The organism is Veillonella parvula (assembly GCF_032577575.1).
Lineage (GTDB): Bacteria > Bacillota > Negativicutes > Veillonellales > Veillonellaceae > Veillonella.
Window position 1 is genome coordinate 54,758 of the sequence record NZ_JAWFVO010000005.1, and the last position, 22,064, is coordinate 76,821.

A 22,064-nucleotide genomic window follows, 5' to 3' on the forward strand; every position below is an offset into this window, starting at 1 on the left:
TGCCATGAGAGATCATATTCGAATCGGCACGCGAAAAAGTGCCCTTGCCCTATGGCAGGCTGAACATATTAGTACAGAATTACAACGTCTGTACCCAAATATTACGGTAGAGCTGGTTCACTTTAATACAAAGGGTGACCGTATCTTAGAGAAACCACTGGCTCAAGTTGGTGGTAAAGGTTTATTTACTGCTGAATTGGAAGCGGCTATGCATAAAGGCGATATCGACATCGCCGTACATAGCTTAAAGGACATGCCTACAGAGTTGCCTGAAGGCCTTACTCTTGGTGCCATCTCCGCTCGTGAAGTACCTTATGATGCACTAGTGAGTCCTGTGTATAAAACACTGGACAAATTGCCACAAGGCGCTCGTGTTGGTACCAGTAGTTTGCGCCGTCAAGCTCAATTGCTACATGTTCGCCCTGACCTAAAGGTAGAGGTGATTCGCGGTAATGTGCAGACTCGTTTGAGCAAAATTGAAACGGAAAAGCTAGACGGTGTTATCTTGGCTCAAGCAGGCCTTAAGCGATTGGGGTTAGAAGACCAAATTACACAAGTCTTCAAGGCCGACGAAATGATTCCTGCCGTTGGACAAGGGGCACTCGCTATTGAGTGTCGTGCCGACGATACGGAAATGCTTGACATGTTGGATCCTATCAACGATGAAGCAACGCGCTATGCCGTTGAAGGGGAGCGCAGTTTCTTGCGTCAATTAAATGGTGGTTGTCAAGTGCCAATGGGCGTACATGGCACCATCAATAAAGGTCAATTGACTTTAAAGGCTATGATTGCATCCCTCGATGGAAAAACTGTGTACGAAGGGGAAATTTCTGGTCCTGCTAAAAAGGGCGAGATCCTTGGCAAAAATCTTGCAAAAGCCTTATATGAAGAAGGTGGCAAACGTATTGTGGATGCTCTCATAGAGGAAGGAATCATAAAATGACAGGTATGGTATATCTAATTGGTGCGGGCCCTGGCGATGTTAAACTCATCACTGTAAAAGGCCGTGAATGCATCGAAAAAGCAGATGTAATTGTATATGACTATTTAGCGGATGCCCATCTGTTAGAATGGGCACGTCCAGATGCTGAACTGATTTACGCTGGTAAGCAATGTAAAGATCACACAATGCATCAATGGGAAATCAATGAGCTATTAGTCCAAAAAGGTAAAGAAGGTAAAATCGTAGCACGATTAAAAGGCGGTGATCCGCTCGTATTTGGTCGTGGTGGTGAAGAAGCGATGGCTCTTGGCGAAGCCGGTGTGCCATTTGAGTTCGTGCCAGGTGTAACATCGCCTATCGCAGCGCCTGCCTATGCAGGGATTCCTGTAACACAACGCGCTATGGCCACATCCTTTGCGGTGGTAACAGGTCATGAGGATCCTACAAAAGCAGTATCTGGCATCCATTGGGAAGGCCTTGCTACGGCGGTAGATACACTTTGCTTTGTAATGGGTGTTGGTAACTTGCCTGTCATTGCGGAAAAATTGATGGCTCATGGGCGAGCAGCCTCTACACCAGTAGCGCTTGTTCGGTGGGGAACAAAAACAGTACAAGAGGTATTAGTTTCTACCCTTGAACATGTCGTTGAAGATGTAGCAAAGGCTCAATTGAAAGCACCAGCTATCATCGTAGTAGGTGATGTTGTCAACCTTCGTGAAAAATTACAATGGTTCGATAATAAACCTTTATTCGGCAAAACTGTCGTAGTCACACGCGCTCGCTCCCAAGCAAGTGCATTCCGCGAAAAATTAGCGGCTCAAGGCGCAAATGTAGTGGAAGCAGCGGCAATCAAAACATCTCCATTGGAATTGTTTGAGGAAGATAAACGTATCATTAATAATACAAAACAATACCAATGTATCGTATTCACATCTGGTGAAGGGGTTCGCTACTTCTTCGATGCTCTATATAAAGAAGGCAAAGATACACGTGCTTTAGGTAATTCTAAAGTGGCGGCTATCGGCTGTGCTACGGCTCGTGAACTTCAAAAATATGGCATCGTACCGGATATCATTCCTGTAGACTACAAGGCTGAATCTGCTGTGGAGGCTCTTGAAGAAGAACTCAGTGCAGGGGATTCTGTATTATTGATTCAACCAAAGGTAGCACGCGATGTGATTCCACGTTGCTTGCGTCACCGCAATATGAATGTAGATATCTTGCGCTTATATGAAACGACACAAGATACATCTCAACAAGAAGCATTAGTAACAGCTTTAACAGAAGGCAATGTAGATTATATTACCTTCACAAGCTCCTCTACTGTAACAAATACAATCCAATTATTGGGCGACAATGCACTAGAGCTATTAGGCAAAACTAAAGTGGCTTGTATCGGTCCAATTACGGCTGCTACGGCTATGAGTGCAGGTCTTAAACCGGCTATCATCAGCGATGTATATACAACAGATGGCTTAGTAAATGCTATTGTAAAAGACATTTAGGAGGATTACATGTACGATTTAACATACCGTCCTCGCCGCTTGCGTATCAATCCAGAAATGCGTGATTTGGTACGCGAAACGACACTCGACGTAACTGATTTGATTTATCCATTATTTATCGTGCCTGGTGAAGGTATTAAAAAAGAAATCGACACATTGCCAGGTCAATATCACTTGTCTGTTGACGAGGCTGTGAAAGTAGCTCAAGAGGCTTATGATCTTGGTGTGCGTGGTGTAGAAATCTTTGGTATTCCTACATACAAAGATGAGCAAGGTTCCTCTGCTTGGGATATGTCCCAACCAGTACAACAAGCCATCAAAGCCATCCGCGAAGCCGTGCCAAATCTTTTGGTTATTTCTGACGTATGCTTGTGCCAATATACCTCTACCGGTCACTGTGGCATGATCGATGACCATGAAATATTGAACGACGAAACATTACCATTGCTTTGTAAAGTTGCGGTAAGCCAAGCAGAAGCTGGTGCACATATGGTGGCTCCATCCGATATGATGGACGGTCGCGTAGGTGCTATTCGTGAAGCCCTTGATGCGGCAGGTTATACCAATGTATCCATCATGAGTTATGCAGCAAAATATGCATCTGCTTACTATGGTCCGTTCCGCGGAGCTGTTAATTCTGCGCCAAAATTTGGTGACCGCAAATCTTATCAAATGGACCCGGCTAATCGTTTAGAAGCTTTCAGAGAAATCGAACTCGACATCGCTGAAGGTGCAGATATTATCATGATTAAACCGGCCTTGTCCTACTTGGACATCGTTCGTGAAACGCGTGACCGCTATGAATTGCCAGTTGCAGTATACAATGTATCCGGTGAATATGCGATGGTTAAATCCGCCGCAGCGGCTGGTCTCATCGATGAAGAACGCCTCGTTATGGAAACAATGCTTTCCATGAAGCGTGCTGGTGCTAAAATCATCATTACGTACCATGCCTTAGATATTGCTAAATGGTTACAACAATAAGGAGGAACTATGTTCCAACTCGGTAAATCTGAAAAGGCCTTTGAAGAGGCTAAACGTTATATGCCGGGCGGCGTAAACAGTCCGGTTCGCTCCTATCGCAGCGTAGGATCTAACCCTCCATTTATCAGCAGTGCCAGTGGCAGCCGCATTTATGATATCGATAACAACGAATACATCGACTATGTGTTGAGCTGGGGACCTATGATCTTGGGCCATGCGAACCCTGAAGTCATCGCGAGCCTGCAAGAGGCTATTCCTCGTGGTACTAGCTACGGTGCACCTACACTATTAGAAACAGAATTGGCTAAAAAGATACAAGCCTTCATGCCGTCTATGGAGGTTATCCGCCTCGTTAACTCTGGTACAGAGGCTACCATGAGTGCTTTGCGCGTAGCTCGTGGGTATACTGGTCGCGATCGCATCGTGAAATTTGTAGGCTGTTACCATGGTCATAGCGATGCTCTCTTGGTGAAAGCTGGCTCTGGCCTTGCTACCTTTGGCGTGCCGGATAGCCCTGGCGTTCCTCAAGGCGTAGCTGAAAATACCATAACATTGCCGTACAATGACTCTGATGCGGTTCGTAAATTATTCGACGAGATCGGCGATACTATTGCGGCGATCATCGTGGAACCTGTAGCAGGTAATATGGGCTGTGTGCCTCCAGTACCAGGTTTCCTCGAAACCTTGCGCGAAGTGACTAAGGCTCACGGCGCTGTACTGATCTTTGACGAAGTTATGTGCGGTTTTCGTGCTAGCAGCGGCGGTGCTCAAAAACGCTACAATATTAAACCAGACCTTACATGCCTTGGTAAAATCGTTGGCGGTGGCATGCCACTTGCCGTGTTTGGTGGCTCTCGCGAGATTATGAACCAAATTGCACCAGCTGGTCCTATCTACCAAGCTGGTACATTGAGTGGTAACCCAATTGCTGTTACCTCTGGTTTGGCAACGCTTTCCATTCTGCAACGTGATCCAACGGTATTTAAACAAGTAGAAGATACGACGATTGCCATTTGTGAAGGCTTTGAACGATTAGCGGCGCAATATAATGTATCTGTTGTAGTTCAACGAGTAGGCTCCATGTTCACCATCTTCTTCATTGATAAACCAGTTAAGAATTTTGATGATGCTTCAGCTTGCAACGAAGAACAATTTAAAATGTTCTTCCATCATAACTTGAGCCATGGTATTTACTATGCGCCAAGTCCTTATGAAAGTAATTTTGTATCTATCTGCCATAAGAGCAGTGAAGTGGAACGTACATTAGCCGTTGCTGATGAAGCTTTTAAAAAAATTAGTGATACATTATTATAAGAAGTTATAGTTTGTAGTTGTTTATGTATCGATACAGGTGATGAACATGCAGTTTTACAAGAACTTAAAGCGTGCTCGCGTGCGCATGGGCAAAAGCCAAATCGAAGTAGCAAAGGCCGTAGGTATCAGTAATGCGGCGCTTTCAAATTACGAAACAGGGTATCGCGAACCAGATTTAGATACACTCTGTGCCTTGTCTCGCTATTATGGATTGACCTTGGATGAGCTGTTGGATGTAAATGGAGAAGAACACGAGCCCATCTATGATCTTAGTCCTGTACTAAAAAATAAATACATCGCCTATAAAGGTGATGTATTCGAGTTGAAAGACTCACAAAAACGTGCGCTCTTGCGTGAGCTAGATAATTTATTTACTAAATTTGAGAAATCAAAAGTAGAAGATAAAGACAGCAAGCCAAAAACGTACAAACATGGGAACCCACATATCAATCGGGCTGGACTAGCTAGCAGTGCGGGTAGTTTAACGGCACGACGGAATCTAAAATAAAAAGCACCATCTATTTAGGGACTAAACGAAACATAAGTTGTCCCTCGATAGATGGTGCTTTTTTGCCATATATAACAAAATATTCGTTGGTGGTATACGTTAGTTTAACATATAATTGAATTATAGACGTGGAATAAATATTTACTAGTCTTACAGGAGAAAGCTATGATAGTAGTATTTGCAGGATTTTTAGCATTTTTATTTTGTCTGTATTTCATTAAAAATCCATACTTCACATTACAGCATATTAAAATTAAACGCTCAAAATCTTTGTTAATTTCAGAGCTGCTTTTAGGTGTGATAATTTTCTTATATATTATTTTTGCAGGATATTCTAGACTAGTGCGGTTTTTATTAGAATTGATATCTGTAAGTCTGTTTTTATTAGAAATGTGGTTAAGAGTTCCTGCTATTGAATTGGATTGTAGTTTATCACCTGACGTGAAAGTAATGCTCAATAAAAAAGCTAAAAAAGATTTTTATTCTACATTGCCAATGTTATTTTTATTAACATGTATGTTTGTATTTAATTTCATCAAGATTTAAATAAATTTAATTGGAAAAGTGAAGATTAATAGGAATAACTATGAATACATATATTAATAAAATAAGAGATATATTGGTGGAGTGTACGCCTAAATATTGGTATAAGATTTATTTGTATTTTGAATGTTCTGAGTTAGGATCAACATCAGGTTGTTATTATATAAAAACGCCAGGTGGATCTATTATTCAATATGGTGAATTTATATATAATTTTTCTGATGAAAATAGCGAACGAATAAAACAGGGGATGTATGATATTTTAACGAATGTTAGATTATTACACGAAGCATCGATTGAGAAGTGGACTTGGGGGACAATGTATATTTCACGCGATGACTATGAGCCACATTGTGAATTTCATAATGACCCTGTAACTGATGATTGTTGGCTCCAAAATAGATATAAGTGGGAGTATCAGAATTTTGGTGTTCTAGCTAGAGAAGATGAATTTGAGCCGGATGTATATAAAGAAATGCTAAAAGGTCCTCGAGGTGTTTTATTATTGGAGGATATGGAATCTCGTGTATTAGCAAAAAATTATACTGCCATTGATAAGGCATTTAAGTTAAAGCATAAAAGCTTAGAATCGGAACTTGAAAAACATTATAATAAAGTGGCCAAAAATATATATAAATTAACCCCTCTAAATTGGCATCGTGCTAAATTACACTTTGATATGAATGTTGATAATCCTTCTGTAGAGCTTCTGGTTTATAAAACTGAGGATGACTCATGTATTACAAAGTATGTGGAAAATAATGATGAAGAGCCTGCTATTATTTCGGAAATTATGTATGATTTAAAAAATGAAGTTGTAGCGATGATTGAGACTTTTAAATTCTATAATCAAAACCCATTCTCTGGTTTAGTATATACATTAACCTCTAATGGTGAGGTATCTTTAGAGCTAACTTATGGAGATAAATAATTTTAAGTTCGTTGATGAAATTGATTGGATAAGCTTTCATGCAGATAGGAAAAAACTCAAAAAATGGCTTGAGAGAATACTTCTTTCTTGTTTAATAGTAGTAGGTATTATTTTTGGCGGTTGGCTTTTCTTTGCTACAAACTTTATGCATCCATTTATCCACTATTTGGATCTGAGGGGAGGTATAATATATTACAAAGAGCCAACTAATATAATTGCTTCTAATGTTCTTGGTTTTGATGAAGTACGAGGGAAAATATATTATATAACTACAAATGGTATTGGTGTATATAATGAATTAAATAACGAACATGTATTTATATTACATAAAGAGCCATCTAATGAAATCAGAATAAATGACATTACTAATGTATATCCAGAATTTAGTCGTTTTTCTGATTCGGAACAGGAAGTTTGGAAAAGCAAATTTTATGCTGATTTTAGGCAAAGAATTCCTATAGAGGAGGGAAGTATCATTAGATTTCCATTCTTTTTTTCTTACGAAACCCGTGGAATTTATAATTTAGCTACAGGATCTAAATTATCGAAAATTGATACGTATAAAATTTCTAATAATATATTTTATAATGTTGATTTTGGAAGCATTACTAAGATAGATTTAGAAACTGGTATAGTATGGAAGTACTATTCTAATAACTTATTAAATTATAATTTTATTAATGAAACGGTTTCTAGTAAATCAAAAGAGTTTAGTGTTAATGAATTAATCAAAGAACGAAATCATGATGAACAACTAAAAGATAAAATTATAGCTATAGATCATTATAGTCAATTTAGTAAAGATGATAAGGATGTTATAGAAGAATTGTTTATTAAGTTAGTTACTGCACGAGAGAGTATGAGCTTAAAACCAGAACATAAAATGGGGTTAGAAAACTATTTAGAGTGATTAACTTTTCAATGTATTCATACTTAGTTGGGGAGTCTGGCTAAAGAATATATATTATTTATTACTATAAATAAAAAGGGTTAATGATAAACCAGTAAATCAAAAGCTAAAATAATATAGTGGGTAGAGGTATAATTATGATTTATTTTAAAAATAAAAAAAGCTTAGATACATTTTTAATGGTCTTTATATTGGGCGCTGTTAAGGCATATAGACGAAATTATATTGATTTGACCATTCTAGAATATTACATATTTAGTATGTTAATTCGATTAATGTGTAGAAAAGCACATCTGTCCGATAAATTGTTAAATATTATTGGAGATGGGATGAGTTTAGAGGATGTTGATGAGTGGATGGCTCGTAGGATTCCTATACCACCATTAAATGATATGTTAGATGATATTGAATGCAGTAGTTGGATTGCTTTAATAGAACGGGAGTTAGAGGGTAATACTTTATCTGAAGCGTTAAAGATTTCTACACATGATGAAAAGAAGTTCGGTATCTATTTCTTTACCGATTATGTAGAGGAGATATTTTGGGCGTTGTTTTTGTTAGGATTGTATGAAGTCTTACAAAAACCTGAATTCATTTCTGAATCAATCTTAAGTTGTATTAAACAGACCTATTTGTCTGAAATATATACGTGTGAACGTATTCAGAATGAAGATTTTCAAGCATGTATTTCCAATTTACAGGAGATAGTTGATACTAATATATCCGGGCAATTAAGTAAAGAATTAATTACTATGAAAGCAAAATTAGCATCATTACAGGTATTATTACCATTTTATGATGTGAGTTTTGATAAGTTAAAAACAGACATTGATTTAAAAGCTACTAGAGGGATGTTCTGGCAAATTAAAGTTTTAGGGAAGTTTATAGACTTGGGATTATAGATTCTAAAAGATTATTAAGTTGGTTCTATACTTATGATTACTTTTAATTTTGGGATTAACCTTTATTAACTTCTATCCTTAAATAATATTTAGTGTTAAATGTTATAAGCTTATTTTAATGACATCTATACCTTTCATAAGGGACTGGTATAGGTGTCATTTTTATATTGAAAACTAATAAAAATCAGTATTGATTAAAATCTAAGTAGTTCTATTAAAATTACCAGATTTTTACGATTTTATGAGTGTTTTATGATAAAATAAAAGGTATGAATACTTCAACAACTAGGCCTATTACCTATAATGGCAACATAATTGAATATGAGTTAACCATCAAGCGTGTGAAGAACATGAACATGCGCATTACAAAGGATGGTGTGATCCATGTGTCAGCGAATGGGTATGTGCCGGATTATAGGGTGGACAAGTTTGTCATCGAGAATATGCCCTTCATTGAGCGGGCTCGTTACAAAATTGATGCATTGAATGCCAAGCGCGTTGAGGCGTTGCAGTATGTGAATGGTGAAAGTTTATCCATCCTCGGCATTCCCGTTATATTACGCCTAGTTGAGCAGGATGGAAAGCCTCACATCGGCTTTGACGGAAAGGCGATTCTTACCATGGTTGTCCCTCAGGGTACGACCTTTGAAGCAAAGCATAAATTAATGCAGAGTTACTGGCGTAATTTAGGGGAGAAGGTCTTTGTCCATTGGGCAAAGGTCGTGTATCAGCGCTTTCACAAGCAAGGTATTGATGTGCCTATGCCAATCATAAAACAGCAGCGAATGAAGAGTCGTTGGGGTTCTTGTACGCCTGCAAAGCAGCTCGTCAAGATGAACACCCGTTTGTTAGAGGGACCACAGGCGTATATTGAGTACGTTATGGTTCATGAGTTTGCTCATTTTAAATATTTAGACCATTCCAAGAATTTTCACAATCTAGTGGCGCAGTTTTTGCCAGATTGGAAGGCTCGTAAGAAGTCATTGAATGTGTATTTTGCTCATCGCCCTTAAAGGAGGTGTACCATGCAGCCATTTGTACATTTACATAGTCATACAGAGTTTAGTTTGCTTGACGGCATCAGTCGTTTGCCTGACATGGTACGTCGTGCGAAGGAGTTAAATCAGCCGGCCCTTGCCATTACAGATCACGGCAATATGTACGCAGCCATTTATTTCTACAAAGAATGTATGGCCCAAGGCGTTAAGCCTATCATCGGTTGTGAAGTATATGTAACGGAAAACAGCCGATTTGATCGTCCCGAAGGTCGCAGCCGTGAAAGATTAAAACATCTCATCCTATTGGCTGAGACCATGGAAGGGTATCGAAATCTCGTAAAAATCGTGTCTAAAGCGTCTACGGAAGGTATGTTATATCGTCCCCGTGCAGACCGCGATTTGTTGCGCCAATACAGCAAGGGCATAATTGCCCTCAGTGCTTGTATTCAAGGTGAAGTGCCGCAGTATATTTTGCAAGATAATATGGAGGGCGCGAAGCGTTCCATCGAATGGTATATTGAGACGTACGGGAAAGATAATTTCTTCTTGGAAATCCAAAATCACGGGTTACCAGAGGAGGCAAAGGCGCAAGAGGCGCTTATAAAACTCAGCAAGGAATATGGTCTTGGTATCGTAGCATCTAATGACTTCCACTATGTTTTAAAAGAGGATGCGGACGCGCAAGATATTAAGGTTTGTATTTCTACAGGCCGTCGCCGTGCTGAGGTAGACCGCTTAAAGTTCCCTAATGATGAGTTTTATCTCAAGTCTGGGGATGAAATGGCAGAGCTATTTGGACATATTCCGGGGGCCATTGAAAACACCTTAAAAATTGCAGACCGCTGTAATGTAGAGTTTAATTTTGATGAACATCACTTGCCGCACTTTGATGTGCCAGAAGGGGAAACTTCTAAAACGTATTTACGTAAGGTTTGTGAACGAGAAATTCCTCGCCTCTATGGGGAGACCTCTGAAGAATTACAAAAACGTCTCGACTATGAACTAGATGTTATTGGTACCATGGGCTTTGAGGATTACTTCCTCATCGTATGGGACTATGTGCGCTATGCCCGTGAGCATGACATTTTAGTTGGTCCTGGTCGTGGTTCGGCAGCAGGTTCTGTAGTAGCCTATCTACTTGGTATTACGGGCCTTGATCCATTGAAGTACGACTTGCTCTTTGAACGGTTCTTAAATCCAGAGCGGGTAAGCATGCCTGATATCGATATTGACTTCTGCTATGAAAAGCGTGGTCAAGCCATCGAATATGTGACGAGAAAATACGGTCAAGCTCGTGTGTCTCAGATTATTACCTTTGGTACTGAGGCGGCTCGTGCCGTTATCCGTGACGTAGGTCGTGTGCTCGACTTACCTCTGGCGGAGGTAAACCGTATTGCTAAGATGATTCCTAATGAATTGGGTATTACCTTAGATAAGGCGTTACAAGGCAAGGACTTAAAGGCTTTATATGAATCTGATTCAAATGTAAAAGAGCTATTTGATTTTGGTAAAAAGTTAGAAGGGATTGCACGCAATTCGTCCACTCATGCAGCGGGCGTTGTAATTTCTGCAGACCCTTTAGATGACCACGTACCGGTACAAAATGCCAATGATGAAGGCTTTGTTACGCAATACGATAAGGATAACATCGAGGAATTAGGCCTCTTAAAGATGGACTTCTTGGGCCTACGCACCTTAACGGTTATGGGAGATGCCTTAAAGCTCATCAAGGCTAACCGTGGCATTGACCTCGATTTAGATGCTATCCCGCTCGATGATGCGGCGGCTTGTGACATCCTCACAAAGGGCGACACCTCTGGTGTATTCCAGCTTGAGTCAGAAGGTATTACGAAGCTTGTTATGGATCTTAAGCCTGAGCATTTTGAGGACTTGATTCCGTTGGTAGCCTTGTATCGTCCAGGTCCACTTGGTTCTGGTATGGTGGCGGATTTTATCGACCGTCGTCATGGTAAAAAAGAGGTTACCTACTTACATCCAATTTTGGAACCTATATTGAAAGATACCTTCGGGGTAATCTTATACCAAGAACAGGTTATGCAGATTGCCTCCGCCATGGGGGGCTTCTCCCTTGGTCAAGCGGACTTGATGCGCCGCGCCATGGGTAAGAAAAAGGAATCTGTCTTAAAAGCACAGCGCGAGTCCTTTATTCAGGGCTCCGTTAAAAACGGTATCGATGAATCCGTGGCGAACGAAGTATTCGACTTGCTCGTATACTTCGCAGGCTATGGCTTTAATAAATCACATAGTGCGGCTTATGCGTATATCGCGTACCAGACAGCGTACTTGAAAGCGCACTATTTCCCGGAATTTATGGCGGCTACCATGACGAGCTTCATGCAGAATATGCAAAAGTTAACGTATTACATTAACTCTTGCAAGAAGCATAACGTTAAGGTTCTAGGTCCAGATATTAACTATTCTGAACGCAGTTTTGCCGTACAAGACGACGCCATTCGCTTTGGCCTTGGCGGTATTAAGAACGTAGGGGACAATGCTATTGATCGCTTGATTCGCGAGCGCAATGAGCATGGTCTGTATACGGATATCGTGGACTTCTGCAAACGGGTGGATAATAGGGTTGTTAATAAACGACTTCTTGAAAGTCTCATTCGCTGCGGCGCCATGGATGGCTTCAAGGAAAATCGTAACCAATTGTTGCACATGTATGAAAGCGCACAAGCCGTTGGTGCTAAAGAGCAAAAAGATGCTGCTATGGGTACCATGAACCTCTTTGGCGATATGGAAGAATCTGTCGATTTCATCCCTGTTCCCAATGTGGAGGATTTATCGGAAGACGATAAGTTAAAGGATGAAAAAGAATATACCGGCTTTTACATTACGGGGCATCCATTGCAAGGATATGCGAAAGAATTGGAAGGTCTCTTTGAACTGGGTGCTCTCGTAGAAAATCCAGAGCAATACGATGGCCAAACCATTACCTTTGGTGGCCTCATCGAAAATAAATCGGATCGCATGACAAAGCGCAATGAGGTTATGTCCATTCTTCGCATCGAAGATTATTCTGGTGCGGCTAATGTAGTGGCATTCCCTAAGGTCTTTAGTCAAAGTCAGCAATTCCTTGCGGTCGATATGATTGTTAAGGTAAAAGGCCGGGTTGATGCGGATGAAAAGGGTGTGCAAATCATTGCAGACCGTATTACGCCATTAAAGGTAAACTATGGGCAGGCAAAACAGGTGGCAATCCACATTTATAGCCAATATGATACACCAGAAAATAGCGAAGCCTTAAAACGCGTATTGACTAGCACCGCTGGCTCTGTGCCAACGTCGTTATATTTACACCGTCAACGAAAACGCATTAATTTACCACCAAATATGTGCTTTGACCCTAGTGATGAATCTATCAGGGCTATTGAATCTATTCTAGGCGAGGGCTCCGTAGAGGTACAGTAAACATATAATGTTAACACAAGTATGTGCGACATATAATGAGCATATATAGGTGTAACATGTAATAAGCATATACTTGATACATAAGTATATAAATGGTGTAGAGAAACATATGTTGCGTGAGGCATAGATAGCTTTCACCAACATTGATATAATAAGAAATGAAAGATCCAATCTTGGAGGTACTTTCATAGGAGGAAAGATGAAACGTACAAAGATCGTATGTACTGTAGGTCCGGGAACGGATAAATTTGGTATCTTAGAAGATATGATGCGGGCGGGCATGAACGTAGCTCGTTTTAACTTCTCCCACGGATCCCATGAAGAGCAAGCAGAACGCATGCAAATGGTGCGTGATGCGGCGATGATTGTGAATAAACCAATCGCATTAATGCTCGATACAAAAGGCCCTGAGGTGCGTCTCGGTCTATTTAAAGAGGGCAAGGTATTCCTCGAAGCGGGTCAACAATTTACGTTGACTACAGATGAGGTGGAAGGCACAGAAGAGCTTAGTTCCGTGAACCACAAAGGTCTTACAGGCGATGTGTCCGTAGGGGATAAAATTCTTTTGGCTGATGGGCTTGTAACACTTACCATCGATGCTATCGAAGGCAATAATATCGTTACAACTGTTCAAAACAGCGGAGAAATCGGCAACCGCAAGCGCGTAGCCGTACCAGGTGTAGCACTAAGCTTGCCACCTGTATCTGAACAGGATGAAGCGGACTTGCGCTTCGGCTGTCAACAAGGGGTAGACTTTGTGGCCGCATCCTTCATGCAACGCGGCAAAGATATTGTGGCTATTCGTCGCATTCTTGAGTCTGAGAAAAAAGATATCAAGATTATCGCGAAAATTGAAAATGCAGAAGGCGTTAAAAATATTGATGAAATCTTGGAAGTAGCTGACGGCCTCATGGTTGCGCGTGGCGATCTCGGTGTAGAAATTCCTGCAGAAGAGGTGCCAGTACTTCAAAAGATGATGATTGAAAAATGTAATAACTTGGGTAAACCTGTTATTACGGCGACACAAATGCTCGAGTCTATGATTCAAAATCCACGTCCAACACGTGCGGAAGCAAGTGACGTAGCTAACGCCATTTTGGATGGTACTGATGCGATTATGTTATCTGGTGAAACAGCCAATGGGGCCTATCCTGTAGAAGCTGTTGCGACCATGACTCGCATTGCAGAAGTAACGGAAAAGGCTGCTATTTACGATAGCTATAGTCGCGCTCGTGAGGATGAAGAAATGACTACTACAAGCGCCGTATGCTTGGCTAGCGTGCGCGTAGCTCAAAACCTCGGGGCCGCAGCTATTTTGACATGTACTGAATCTGGTCACACCGCACTTAGTGTGGCTCGTCATCGTCCAGATTGTAAAATCATCGCTGTCACACCTCATGAGGAAACTATTCGTCGCATGCAATTATGCTGGGGTGTAGAGGCTATCAAAGGTCATGAAATTATCAACTCCGATGAAATGGTAAAACAAGCCATTACCGGTGCGCTTGGTACTGGTGCCATCGAGTCTGGCGACCTCGTAGTTGTTACCGCTGGTGTGCCATCTGGTGCAACAGGCACGACCAATATGATTCGCGTTCACATTGCTGGTCGAGTGCTCTTGTCTGGCAATGGTATTTTACGTAAATCCGTTACAGGTAATGTGTACATTGCGGCTAATCATAAGGGTAATTATGAAAGCTTCAAAGACGGCGATATTCTCGTAGTAGGTACAATGGAGCCTGAATTGATGGCCATTGCCAAACGTGCTGGCGGTATCATCGCAGTAGAAGATGGTTATACATCGGACAGCGCTATTGCGGGCATTACCTATGGTATTCCGGTTATTTTAGGTGCTAAAAATGCCCACGAAGTGCTCCTTGAAGGTCAAGAAGTGACTATCGATGGCGAACGTGGAAAGGTGTTTGCGGGCATTGCCAATGCTCGATAATCGCTATAAGTGATAATTAAATAAGGAGGGATAGTATGAATCCATATAATGTAACAGGACCTACTGCAGCTGAGGTTGCACAGGTTGAAAGTATCGTATCTCAACGATTAAAAGGCTCTTTCTTGTGGATGGTTGTAGGCTTACTTACAACTATTGGTGTTGGCTTTGCTGCATTAGTGAATCCAAATTGGTTACGCTTTGCATACCAAAACTTTAATATTATCTTATTAGTAGAGCTTGGTGTGGTATTCCTATTTAGTGCTCGTGCATATTCTGCTAATGTAATGACGTTACGTGGTATGTTCTTCCTCTATAGTGCTTTGAATGGCCTCACATTGACCTTGGTATCCTTGCGATACAATGTGTTTGATGTTGTTATTCCGGCGTTAATAGGTACTCTTGCTTTCTTCATTGGCTTTGCAGTGGTAGGGGCTACAACTAAGCGTAATTTATCATCCCTTACACCATATGTGATGGCGGCATTGTTCGGCATGATCATCGTATCCTTGGTGATGATGGGGGCCCGCTTCTTTAACTGGACTGTACTCAGTGGCTTTAGTGATACTGTTAGTTTAGTTCTAGGTTATGTAGGTGTTGTAGTATTCTCTATCTTTACAGCTATCGATGTGAACCGCATTAAAAATAATGTGACACAAGTGGCGCTCATGGAGGATGAAACAATTTTAGACCGCATTGAAATCACTGGTGCTTTGAGCCTTTATTTAGATTTCATTAACTTATTCTTATCCTTATTACGCATCTTTGGTAATAAGCGATAACAAAGGAGTTTGTATGGACGATAGAGAATGGCAAACCTTTGTTACTGTTGTCGATGAAGGCAATATTACAAGGGCTGCAGAAAAATTATTTTTATCGCAACCAGCGTTGAGCTATCGGTTGCGCCATATAGAAAAAGCCTTGGGCCATTCTCTGTTGTTGCGGACTGCTGAAGGGATTGCCCTCACGGCACAAGGCGAAATTTTTTATGATTACTGCAAGCGAATGATGCAAGAACAGGAGGCTTTGGAGAATGCTATGAATTCCGCTTCTGGCAAGATTCAAGGGACATTGAAAATCGCGTCATCTATTAACTTTGCAGACTATGAACTACCAGCCTTATTGAGATCTTTCCGGGAACAATATCCAGATGTTCACATTCAAGTGACGACTGCTTTCAGCCATCAAGTAGTAAAGATGTTTAATACGGGCGACTGTATGGTCGCCTTTGCTCGTGGTGGCTATGACGTGTCTGGTAAGTCTGAACTGTTACTAGCAGAGCCATATTGTCTTGTATATAAAGAATTAGTGCCGCCTGAATCTTTAGTAAAGGTACCATTCATTAAATACCAAACAGATGCATCGGTGGCAAATATTATCGAAACTTGGTGTGCAGAACATTTTGACGAGCCCCCAAGTGTGGCGATGGACGTAAATTCTATGAGTACGTGTCGTCACTTTGTTCGTGCTGGTCTTGGTTGGTCTATCTTGACCTATATGGGACTTGGATCCTGTAAGGATAAAGATATCTATGTGAGCCCATTACGCAGTAAAAATGGTGAATATATTACCCGTGATACTAATATGGTGTACACAAAAGATGCGGAAAACTTGGTTGTAGTAAAAACATTTATCGAATATGTTCGCAATTACTACAAAGAACATACCGTAGTGGATGACAGTATATTTAGAGAATATAAAGCATAGGATGCATTATAATAGAGTATATCTATGAGATTTTCTAACTGTTTATCCATGCTGTTTCAGTATTGGACTTTTTCGATATAATAACTCATAATATAGATTAAGAGCAATATAGTACCATGTAAGTGCATGTATATCCCCTTTGGGGAGGTATACATGCATTTTTTTCATTTGGGACTGTAAAACTATGCTCAAAATGCATAAAAAGTATGATTGACAGATATAAAAGTTTTTATAACCCCTATAAAGGTAATCTATTATTCATATTTCTTTTAAACATTTATAATGAGTATAGACTTAATCAATGTAATCGACGTCGCGAACGGTTATGTTGTTGAAGACTAGATGATTTTATGTATGCCTAAGTTAATTCAGAAAGGGAAAGACACACATGAAAGACAAATTATGGCGCGTTGCCGTTATGGCTGCCATCGTCGCAATCGCATGGTTTGGTGGCACCCCAGAAGGGCTCAAACCACAAGTATGGCAATTATTTGGTATTTATTTAGCAACTATCGTGGGCTTGGTATTAAAACCATTCCCTGTTCCTATTACAGTATTATTAGGTGTTGCTACATCTTCTATCTTATTGAGCAACACTAAAGATGTATTAGCTGGTTACAGTAATACAGCATTATGGTTAATCTTTGCAGCTTTTGCATTATCTGTTGCATTTGGTAAAACTGGCCTTGGTCATCGTATCGCATACTACTTGGTTCGTGCTTTTGGTAGTACAACACTTCGTCTTGGTTATGTAACGGCATTCCTTGACTTGATCTTGTCTCCAGCAACTCCATCCAACACAGCTCGTGCAGCAGGTATCGTATATCCTATCAACTTGTCCATCGCTGAAGCTGTTGGTTCTTACCCTGGTGAGACTGCAAAAAAAGCAGGTGCGTACCTCTTACAGAATGGTTACTTTGCAACAAAGGTAACATCCTTCTTATTCGCTACAGCAATGGCGCCAAACTTATTGGCATTAGACTTTATTACTAAATTGACTGGTGTATCCTTGAACTGGGGACAATGGGCATTAGCTATGTTCGTACCTGGCTTCATTATGTTAATGTGTATTCCGTTCATCGGCTATATGTATGAACGTCCATCCGTCAAAGAAATTGATAACAAGAAAATTGCGGCTGATGGTTTAGCAGAATTAGGTCCTATGAAAGCGTCTGAAAAAGGCCTTATCGCCATCGCACTACTTGCAATCACAGGTTGGATTCTTCCAACATTTGGTATTAAAATTGATGCTACAGCAGTGGCTATCGTAGCGATGATTGCTACATTTGTATGTGGCATTATTACTTGGGATGATTTGCTCAAAACTAAAGCAGCTTGGAACACATTGATTTGGTTTGGTGGCATCTTGGGCTTATCTTCTGCATTGACCAAAGGAAAATTCTTCGAATGGTTGGCTAAGTTCTTAGAAACTCACATGAACTTCGGCCTAGATCCATTCATGATGCTTATCCTTATCTCTGTAATCTCCGTTGCGGTTCGTTACTTCTTCGCATCAGGTACAGCATACATTTCTGCAATGCTTCCAGTATTCTTGATCGTTGGTATTAACGCAGGAATCGATCCTACATTATTAGCTTTCATCTTAATTGGTACAAATTCCTATGGCGGTTCCGTAACTCACTACGGTGCGGCTCCTGGTCCAATCATTTTCTCTGCCGGTTATAACAATGTAAAAGACTGGTGGACAGTTGGTCTTATCTCCGCTGTTGTATGTTTAGTATTGAACTACGTAATCGGTATCCCTTGGTGGAAAATCGCTGGGTTCATGTAATTAGAAATCATTACTATGGAGTGTTAGAATTTAATTGTTAGTAATCAATGTCTGTATAGGCTCTCGCGACGAGCCTGCACAGACTTGAGGTTTATAAATGTTTCACAAGGAAAGGATGCAACATGGCACAATTAGTAAAAGCTGCACAAGCTGGCTTCGACGAAAAAAATGATGCATTAGTAACGGTTGAACCGATTGCTAGCGGTATCGAAATCGAATTAACATCCAAAGTTATCCGCCAATACGGCGACCAAATTAAATCCGTTATCTTGAACACAGTGAAAGAAGCTGGTTATGATGGCGTAAAAGTAATCGTACAAGATAAAAATGCTTGGGATTACACAATTAAAGCTCGCGTATTAGGTGCATTGGAAAGGGGGAGCAAAGCATAATGGCTAACGATAAAACATTCCCAGAAGTTAAAACAAACCCATTAACAGAGGCTGCTAAAAAACGTTTGTCTCGTTCCATGATGTTCGTACCAGGTAATACACCTAAAATGATTAACAGTGCAGATATTCACGGTGCTGACTCCATCATGATCGATATCGAAGATTCCGTGCCAATTACAGAAAAAGACACAGCTCGTCTTTTAACTGCAGAAGCATTGAAATCCCGTAAATTCCGTGCAGAAACAGTTGTTCGTATCAACCATCCTACACAAACTCCTTATGGCTATGACGATCTTGATGTTATCGTTCCAGCTAAACCTGATATGATTCGTTTACCTAAAACTGAAGATGTTTCTGAAGTTGAAATCGTAGCGAAGAAAATCGAAGAAGTAGAAAAAGCTAACGGCTGGCCAGAAGGTACAATCAATATTATCGTAGCTATCGAATCCGTTCGTGGCTTATACAATGTTCGTGAAATCTGCCACGGCCCTCGCGTAGTTGCTATCGCTCTTGGCGCTGAAGACTATCGTGCAGACCTTCGCACAGGTAAACATAAACCAGCTGTTGAATTGTTGTTCGCTCGTCAAACAATCCTTCATGCAGCACGCGAAGCAGGTATCCGAGTAATCGATACTGTATTCTCCGATGTGAAAGATCCTCAAGGTTTCCGCGAAGAAGTTGAATTCATTAAAGCTTTGGGTTATGATGGCAAATCTTGTATCCACCCAAGCCAAATCAAAATTATCCACGAAGTATTCACTCCTGACGAAAAAGAAATCGCTCATTCCGTTAAGGTATTGAACAGCTATGCAGATGCATTGCGCAACAATAAAGGCGTAATCTCCGTAGATGGTAAAATGATCGATGGTCCTATCGTAGTTCGTGCACAACGCGTAGTTGATAAAGCACGTGCAGCAGGCATTAAAGTTGAATTAGAGGAAGGAGCAGAATACGATGTTAAATAAAGTAGGTCGCGATATCCCAACAAATATCCCAGCACTAGAAGGCCGTGAAGTATATCAAGGTGAATTCGCCATTGAACCTAAAGTTCATCGTGCAGGTAAACCTGTACACATGAGCCGTGTTGGCACTAATAAAGTACTTGCTTCCATCGATGAAGCAATCGAAAAGGCTGGCGTAAAAGATGGCATGACTTTGTCCTTCCATCATCACTTGCGCAACGGTGACTATGTAATGAAAATGGTTATGGAACGCGTACAAGCAAAAGGTATTAAAGATATTACTATCGCGTCTTCTTCCTTGTCCCCATGCCATGAATTCTTGGTAGAAATGATTCAAGACGGCACTGTAACAGCTATTGAAACATCTGGCTTGCGCGATCGTCTTGGTAAATTCTTAACACAAAACCCTGGCGTATTGAAACGCCCTGTAGTGATTCGTTCTCACGGTGGTCGTGCTCGTGCTATCGAATCTGGCGAAGTTCATATCGATGTAGCTTTCATGGGTGCTCCTACAGCTGACCCACGCGGTAATGCTACTGGTCGCATGGGCAAATCCGCATGTGGTGCTCTTGGCTATGCTAAAGTTGACTCCCACTATGCAGATACAACTGTTATTATCACAGATAATTTGGTTGATTATGTACACAACTATGCAATCCCTCAAACTGATGTTGATTATGTTGTTGAGGTTGAAAGCATTGGTGATCCAGAAGGTATCGCTTCTGGTGCAGTAGGTTTCACTAAAAACCCTATTCAAATCAAAATTGCTGAACTAGCTGGTGAATTCCTTGACCAAGCTGGCATTATCAAAGACGGTTTCGTATTCCAATTGGGCGCTGGTGGTGCTCCATTGACTGTAGCAAAATTCATTGCTGAAAAACTTCGTAAACGCGGTGAAGTAGGTGGCTTCGCTATCGGTGGCGCTACTGGTATCTTGACTGGTATGCTTGAAGAAGGCTTGATTCGTGCTATTTATGATACTCAAACATTCGATACTACTGCAGCTGCATCCTTGGATAAAAACCCTGCTCACATTGAAATGTCCGCTTCCATGTACGCTAACCCATGGACAGACTGCACTACAAACTACTTAGACGTAGTATTCCTTGGTGCTACTGAAATCGACCTTGATTTCAATGTAAACGTAATGACTGACTCCAACGGTGTATTGATGGGCGCTTCCGGCGGTCACTCCGACACAGCAGCAGGTGCTAAATGCACAGTTATTACTTGCCCATTGATCCGTGGCCGTTTGCCAATGATTCGTGACAAGGTAGCAACTGTAATTACACCAGGCTCCTCCGTTGACGTTCTCGTTACTGAATATGGTATCGCCATCAACCCAGCTCGTACTGATTTGATTGAACGCTTCAAAGATAGCAACTTGCCTATCTACACAATTGAAGAATTACAACAATTAGCATTTGACTTAGTAGGTAAACCACAAGATATCCCTGTATCCGACAAAGATGAAGACATCGTGGCAATCGTAGAATACCGCGATGGTTCTATCCTTGACGTGGTTCGTAAACCTCTATAATTAAAACAAAGACCCTCTCTATGGTCCTCGAACTCACACATGACTGAAGTTCGTCTACGGACCACGGAGAGGGCCTTTTTGTATTTTTATGAATTGTAGGGCCGTAGGGAGGGGATAATGTGAGATTTTTATATATTAAATATGATGCTATGGGTGAAAATTTGGGCATTCATAAAGTTATAATATCTATATAAAAGAATGTGATTATATATTAGGTGGATATCTATGTATCAATATAGAGCTAATGTAGAATTTGATATAGATGGATTAAAGGACTTTTATATAGATGACTTAATGGAGCAAGAATTAAATATTTACTTAATGGTTGAATGTTGGATTCGAGATTATATTGATATTAATGATATGTATATTAGAATGGTTGAAGATGGACATGAAATACTAGAATGGGAATCTTTTCTCCCGAGTGAATTATCATATCGTAGTTTATTTGTGGCTAGCAATTATAAACTTGGATATAAAAATCAGTGTATTGATTATTTATATGCAAGATTTAAACAAGTTGTTAAGGGTGAACTTATAAGAAATTCTTTAATAGATAGATTAGAAATTGAACGAGTATATCTATTGCAAAACTCTATGCAAATTCTATTAAATTGTAATTTTAACATTGATTTTGAGAAGTTTGTAGAACGATGGATGGCGATTTGTAGTACTGAATATCATCCTGTATACTATAAATTAAAAGGTAATGTATTTATTGTATGAAGTTTGTATTATTTAATTTGGAGGTTG

The 22,064-nt window shown here is 40.5% G+C and carries 19 protein-coding genes; all 19 read left to right on the forward strand.

Annotated features, from left to right (window positions below; genetic code table 11):
- Window positions 1–4: 4 nt before the first annotated feature.
- Window positions 5–943 carry a hydroxymethylbilane synthase gene (gene hemC, locus E7K77_RS09340; protein ID WP_316581739.1) on the forward strand — a complete coding sequence of 313 codons (939 nt, stop codon included), beginning with the start codon at window positions 5–7 and terminating at the stop codon, window positions 941–943.
- Window positions 940–2,448, forward strand: coding sequence for a uroporphyrinogen-III C-methyltransferase (gene cobA / locus E7K77_RS09345; protein WP_316059749.1), 1,509 nt, complete (start codon window positions 940–942; stop codon window positions 2,446–2,448). Before hemC ends, cobA begins: the two co-directional genes overlap by 4 nt.
- A 9-nt stretch (window positions 2,449–2,457) precedes the next feature.
- Window positions 2,458–3,432, forward strand: coding sequence for a porphobilinogen synthase (gene hemB, locus E7K77_RS09350; RefSeq protein WP_008602583.1), 975 nt, complete (start codon window positions 2,458–2,460; stop codon window positions 3,430–3,432).
- Between the two features lie 9 nt (window positions 3,433–3,441).
- Window positions 3,442–4,746 (forward strand): glutamate-1-semialdehyde 2,1-aminomutase, encoded by a 1,305-nt coding sequence (gene hemL, locus E7K77_RS09355; protein ID WP_325306551.1) that lies wholly within the window; start codon window positions 3,442–3,444, stop codon window positions 4,744–4,746.
- 46 nt (window positions 4,747–4,792) lie between these two features.
- Window positions 4,793–5,254 carry a helix-turn-helix domain-containing protein gene (locus tag E7K77_RS09360; RefSeq protein WP_325306552.1) on the forward strand — a complete coding sequence of 154 codons (462 nt, stop codon included), beginning with the start codon at window positions 4,793–4,795 and terminating at the stop codon, window positions 5,252–5,254.
- 165 nt (window positions 5,255–5,419) lie between these two features.
- Complete coding sequence (locus E7K77_RS09365; protein WP_123138537.1) at window positions 5,420–5,800, forward strand: hypothetical protein; 381 nt, start codon at window positions 5,420–5,422, stop codon at window positions 5,798–5,800.
- 40 nt (window positions 5,801–5,840) lie between these two features.
- Window positions 5,841–6,728 (forward strand): immunity protein YezG family protein, encoded by an 888-nt coding sequence (locus E7K77_RS09370; protein ID WP_325306553.1) that lies wholly within the window; start codon window positions 5,841–5,843, stop codon window positions 6,726–6,728.
- A complete protein-coding gene (locus tag E7K77_RS09375; RefSeq protein WP_325306554.1) occupies window positions 6,715–7,638 on the forward strand; it encodes a hypothetical protein in 924 nt (307 codons plus the stop codon). Before E7K77_RS09370 ends, E7K77_RS09375 begins: the two co-directional genes overlap by 14 nt.
- A 137-nt stretch (window positions 7,639–7,775) precedes the next feature.
- Window positions 7,776–8,540, forward strand: a complete 765-nt coding sequence (locus tag E7K77_RS09380; protein WP_039965274.1) for a DUF3969 family protein — start codon at window positions 7,776–7,778, stop codon at window positions 8,538–8,540.
- 245 nt (window positions 8,541–8,785) lie between these two features.
- Entirely contained in the window at window positions 8,786–9,553 is a 768-nt protein-coding gene (locus E7K77_RS09385) for a M48 family metallopeptidase (protein WP_325306555.1), read from the forward strand.
- A gap of 12 nt (window positions 9,554–9,565) precedes the next feature.
- Window positions 9,566–12,973, forward strand: coding sequence for a DNA polymerase III subunit alpha (locus tag E7K77_RS09390; protein WP_325306556.1), 3,408 nt, complete (start codon window positions 9,566–9,568; stop codon window positions 12,971–12,973).
- Between the two features lie 199 nt (window positions 12,974–13,172).
- Window positions 13,173–14,921: a pyruvate kinase gene (gene pyk, locus E7K77_RS09395; RefSeq protein WP_325306557.1), complete on the forward strand. Its 1,749-nt coding sequence runs from the start codon at window positions 13,173–13,175 to the stop codon at window positions 14,919–14,921.
- A 35-nt stretch (window positions 14,922–14,956) separates the two neighbouring features.
- A complete protein-coding gene (locus tag E7K77_RS09400; protein WP_004695271.1) occupies window positions 14,957–15,700 on the forward strand; it encodes a Bax inhibitor-1/YccA family protein in 744 nt (247 codons plus the stop codon).
- 13 nt (window positions 15,701–15,713) lie between these two features.
- A complete protein-coding gene (locus E7K77_RS09405) occupies window positions 15,714–16,625 on the forward strand; it encodes a LysR family transcriptional regulator (RefSeq protein ID WP_325306559.1) in 912 nt (303 codons plus the stop codon).
- A 388-nt stretch (window positions 16,626–17,013) separates the two neighbouring features.
- Complete coding sequence (locus E7K77_RS09410; protein ID WP_287541660.1) at window positions 17,014–18,417, forward strand: anion permease; 1,404 nt, start codon at window positions 17,014–17,016, stop codon at window positions 18,415–18,417.
- A 122-nt stretch (window positions 18,418–18,539) separates the two neighbouring features.
- Window positions 18,540–18,809, forward strand: a complete 270-nt coding sequence (citD, locus tag E7K77_RS09415) for a citrate lyase acyl carrier protein (protein ID WP_004696923.1) — start codon at window positions 18,540–18,542, stop codon at window positions 18,807–18,809.
- On the forward strand, window positions 18,809–19,774 hold the full coding sequence (locus E7K77_RS09420) for an HpcH/HpaI aldolase/citrate lyase family protein (protein ID WP_004695279.1): 966 nt from the start codon (window positions 18,809–18,811) through the stop codon (window positions 19,772–19,774). Before citD ends, E7K77_RS09420 begins: the two co-directional genes overlap by 1 nt.
- Window positions 19,764–21,311, forward strand: a complete 1,548-nt coding sequence (gene citF / locus E7K77_RS09425; RefSeq protein ID WP_024061618.1) for a citrate lyase subunit alpha — start codon at window positions 19,764–19,766, stop codon at window positions 21,309–21,311. Before E7K77_RS09420 ends, citF begins: the two co-directional genes overlap by 11 nt.
- 225 nt (window positions 21,312–21,536) lie before the next feature.
- Window positions 21,537–22,037: a hypothetical protein gene (locus E7K77_RS09430; protein ID WP_008602610.1), complete on the forward strand. Its 501-nt coding sequence runs from the start codon at window positions 21,537–21,539 to the stop codon at window positions 22,035–22,037.
- Window positions 22,038–22,064: the final 27 nt, after the last annotated feature.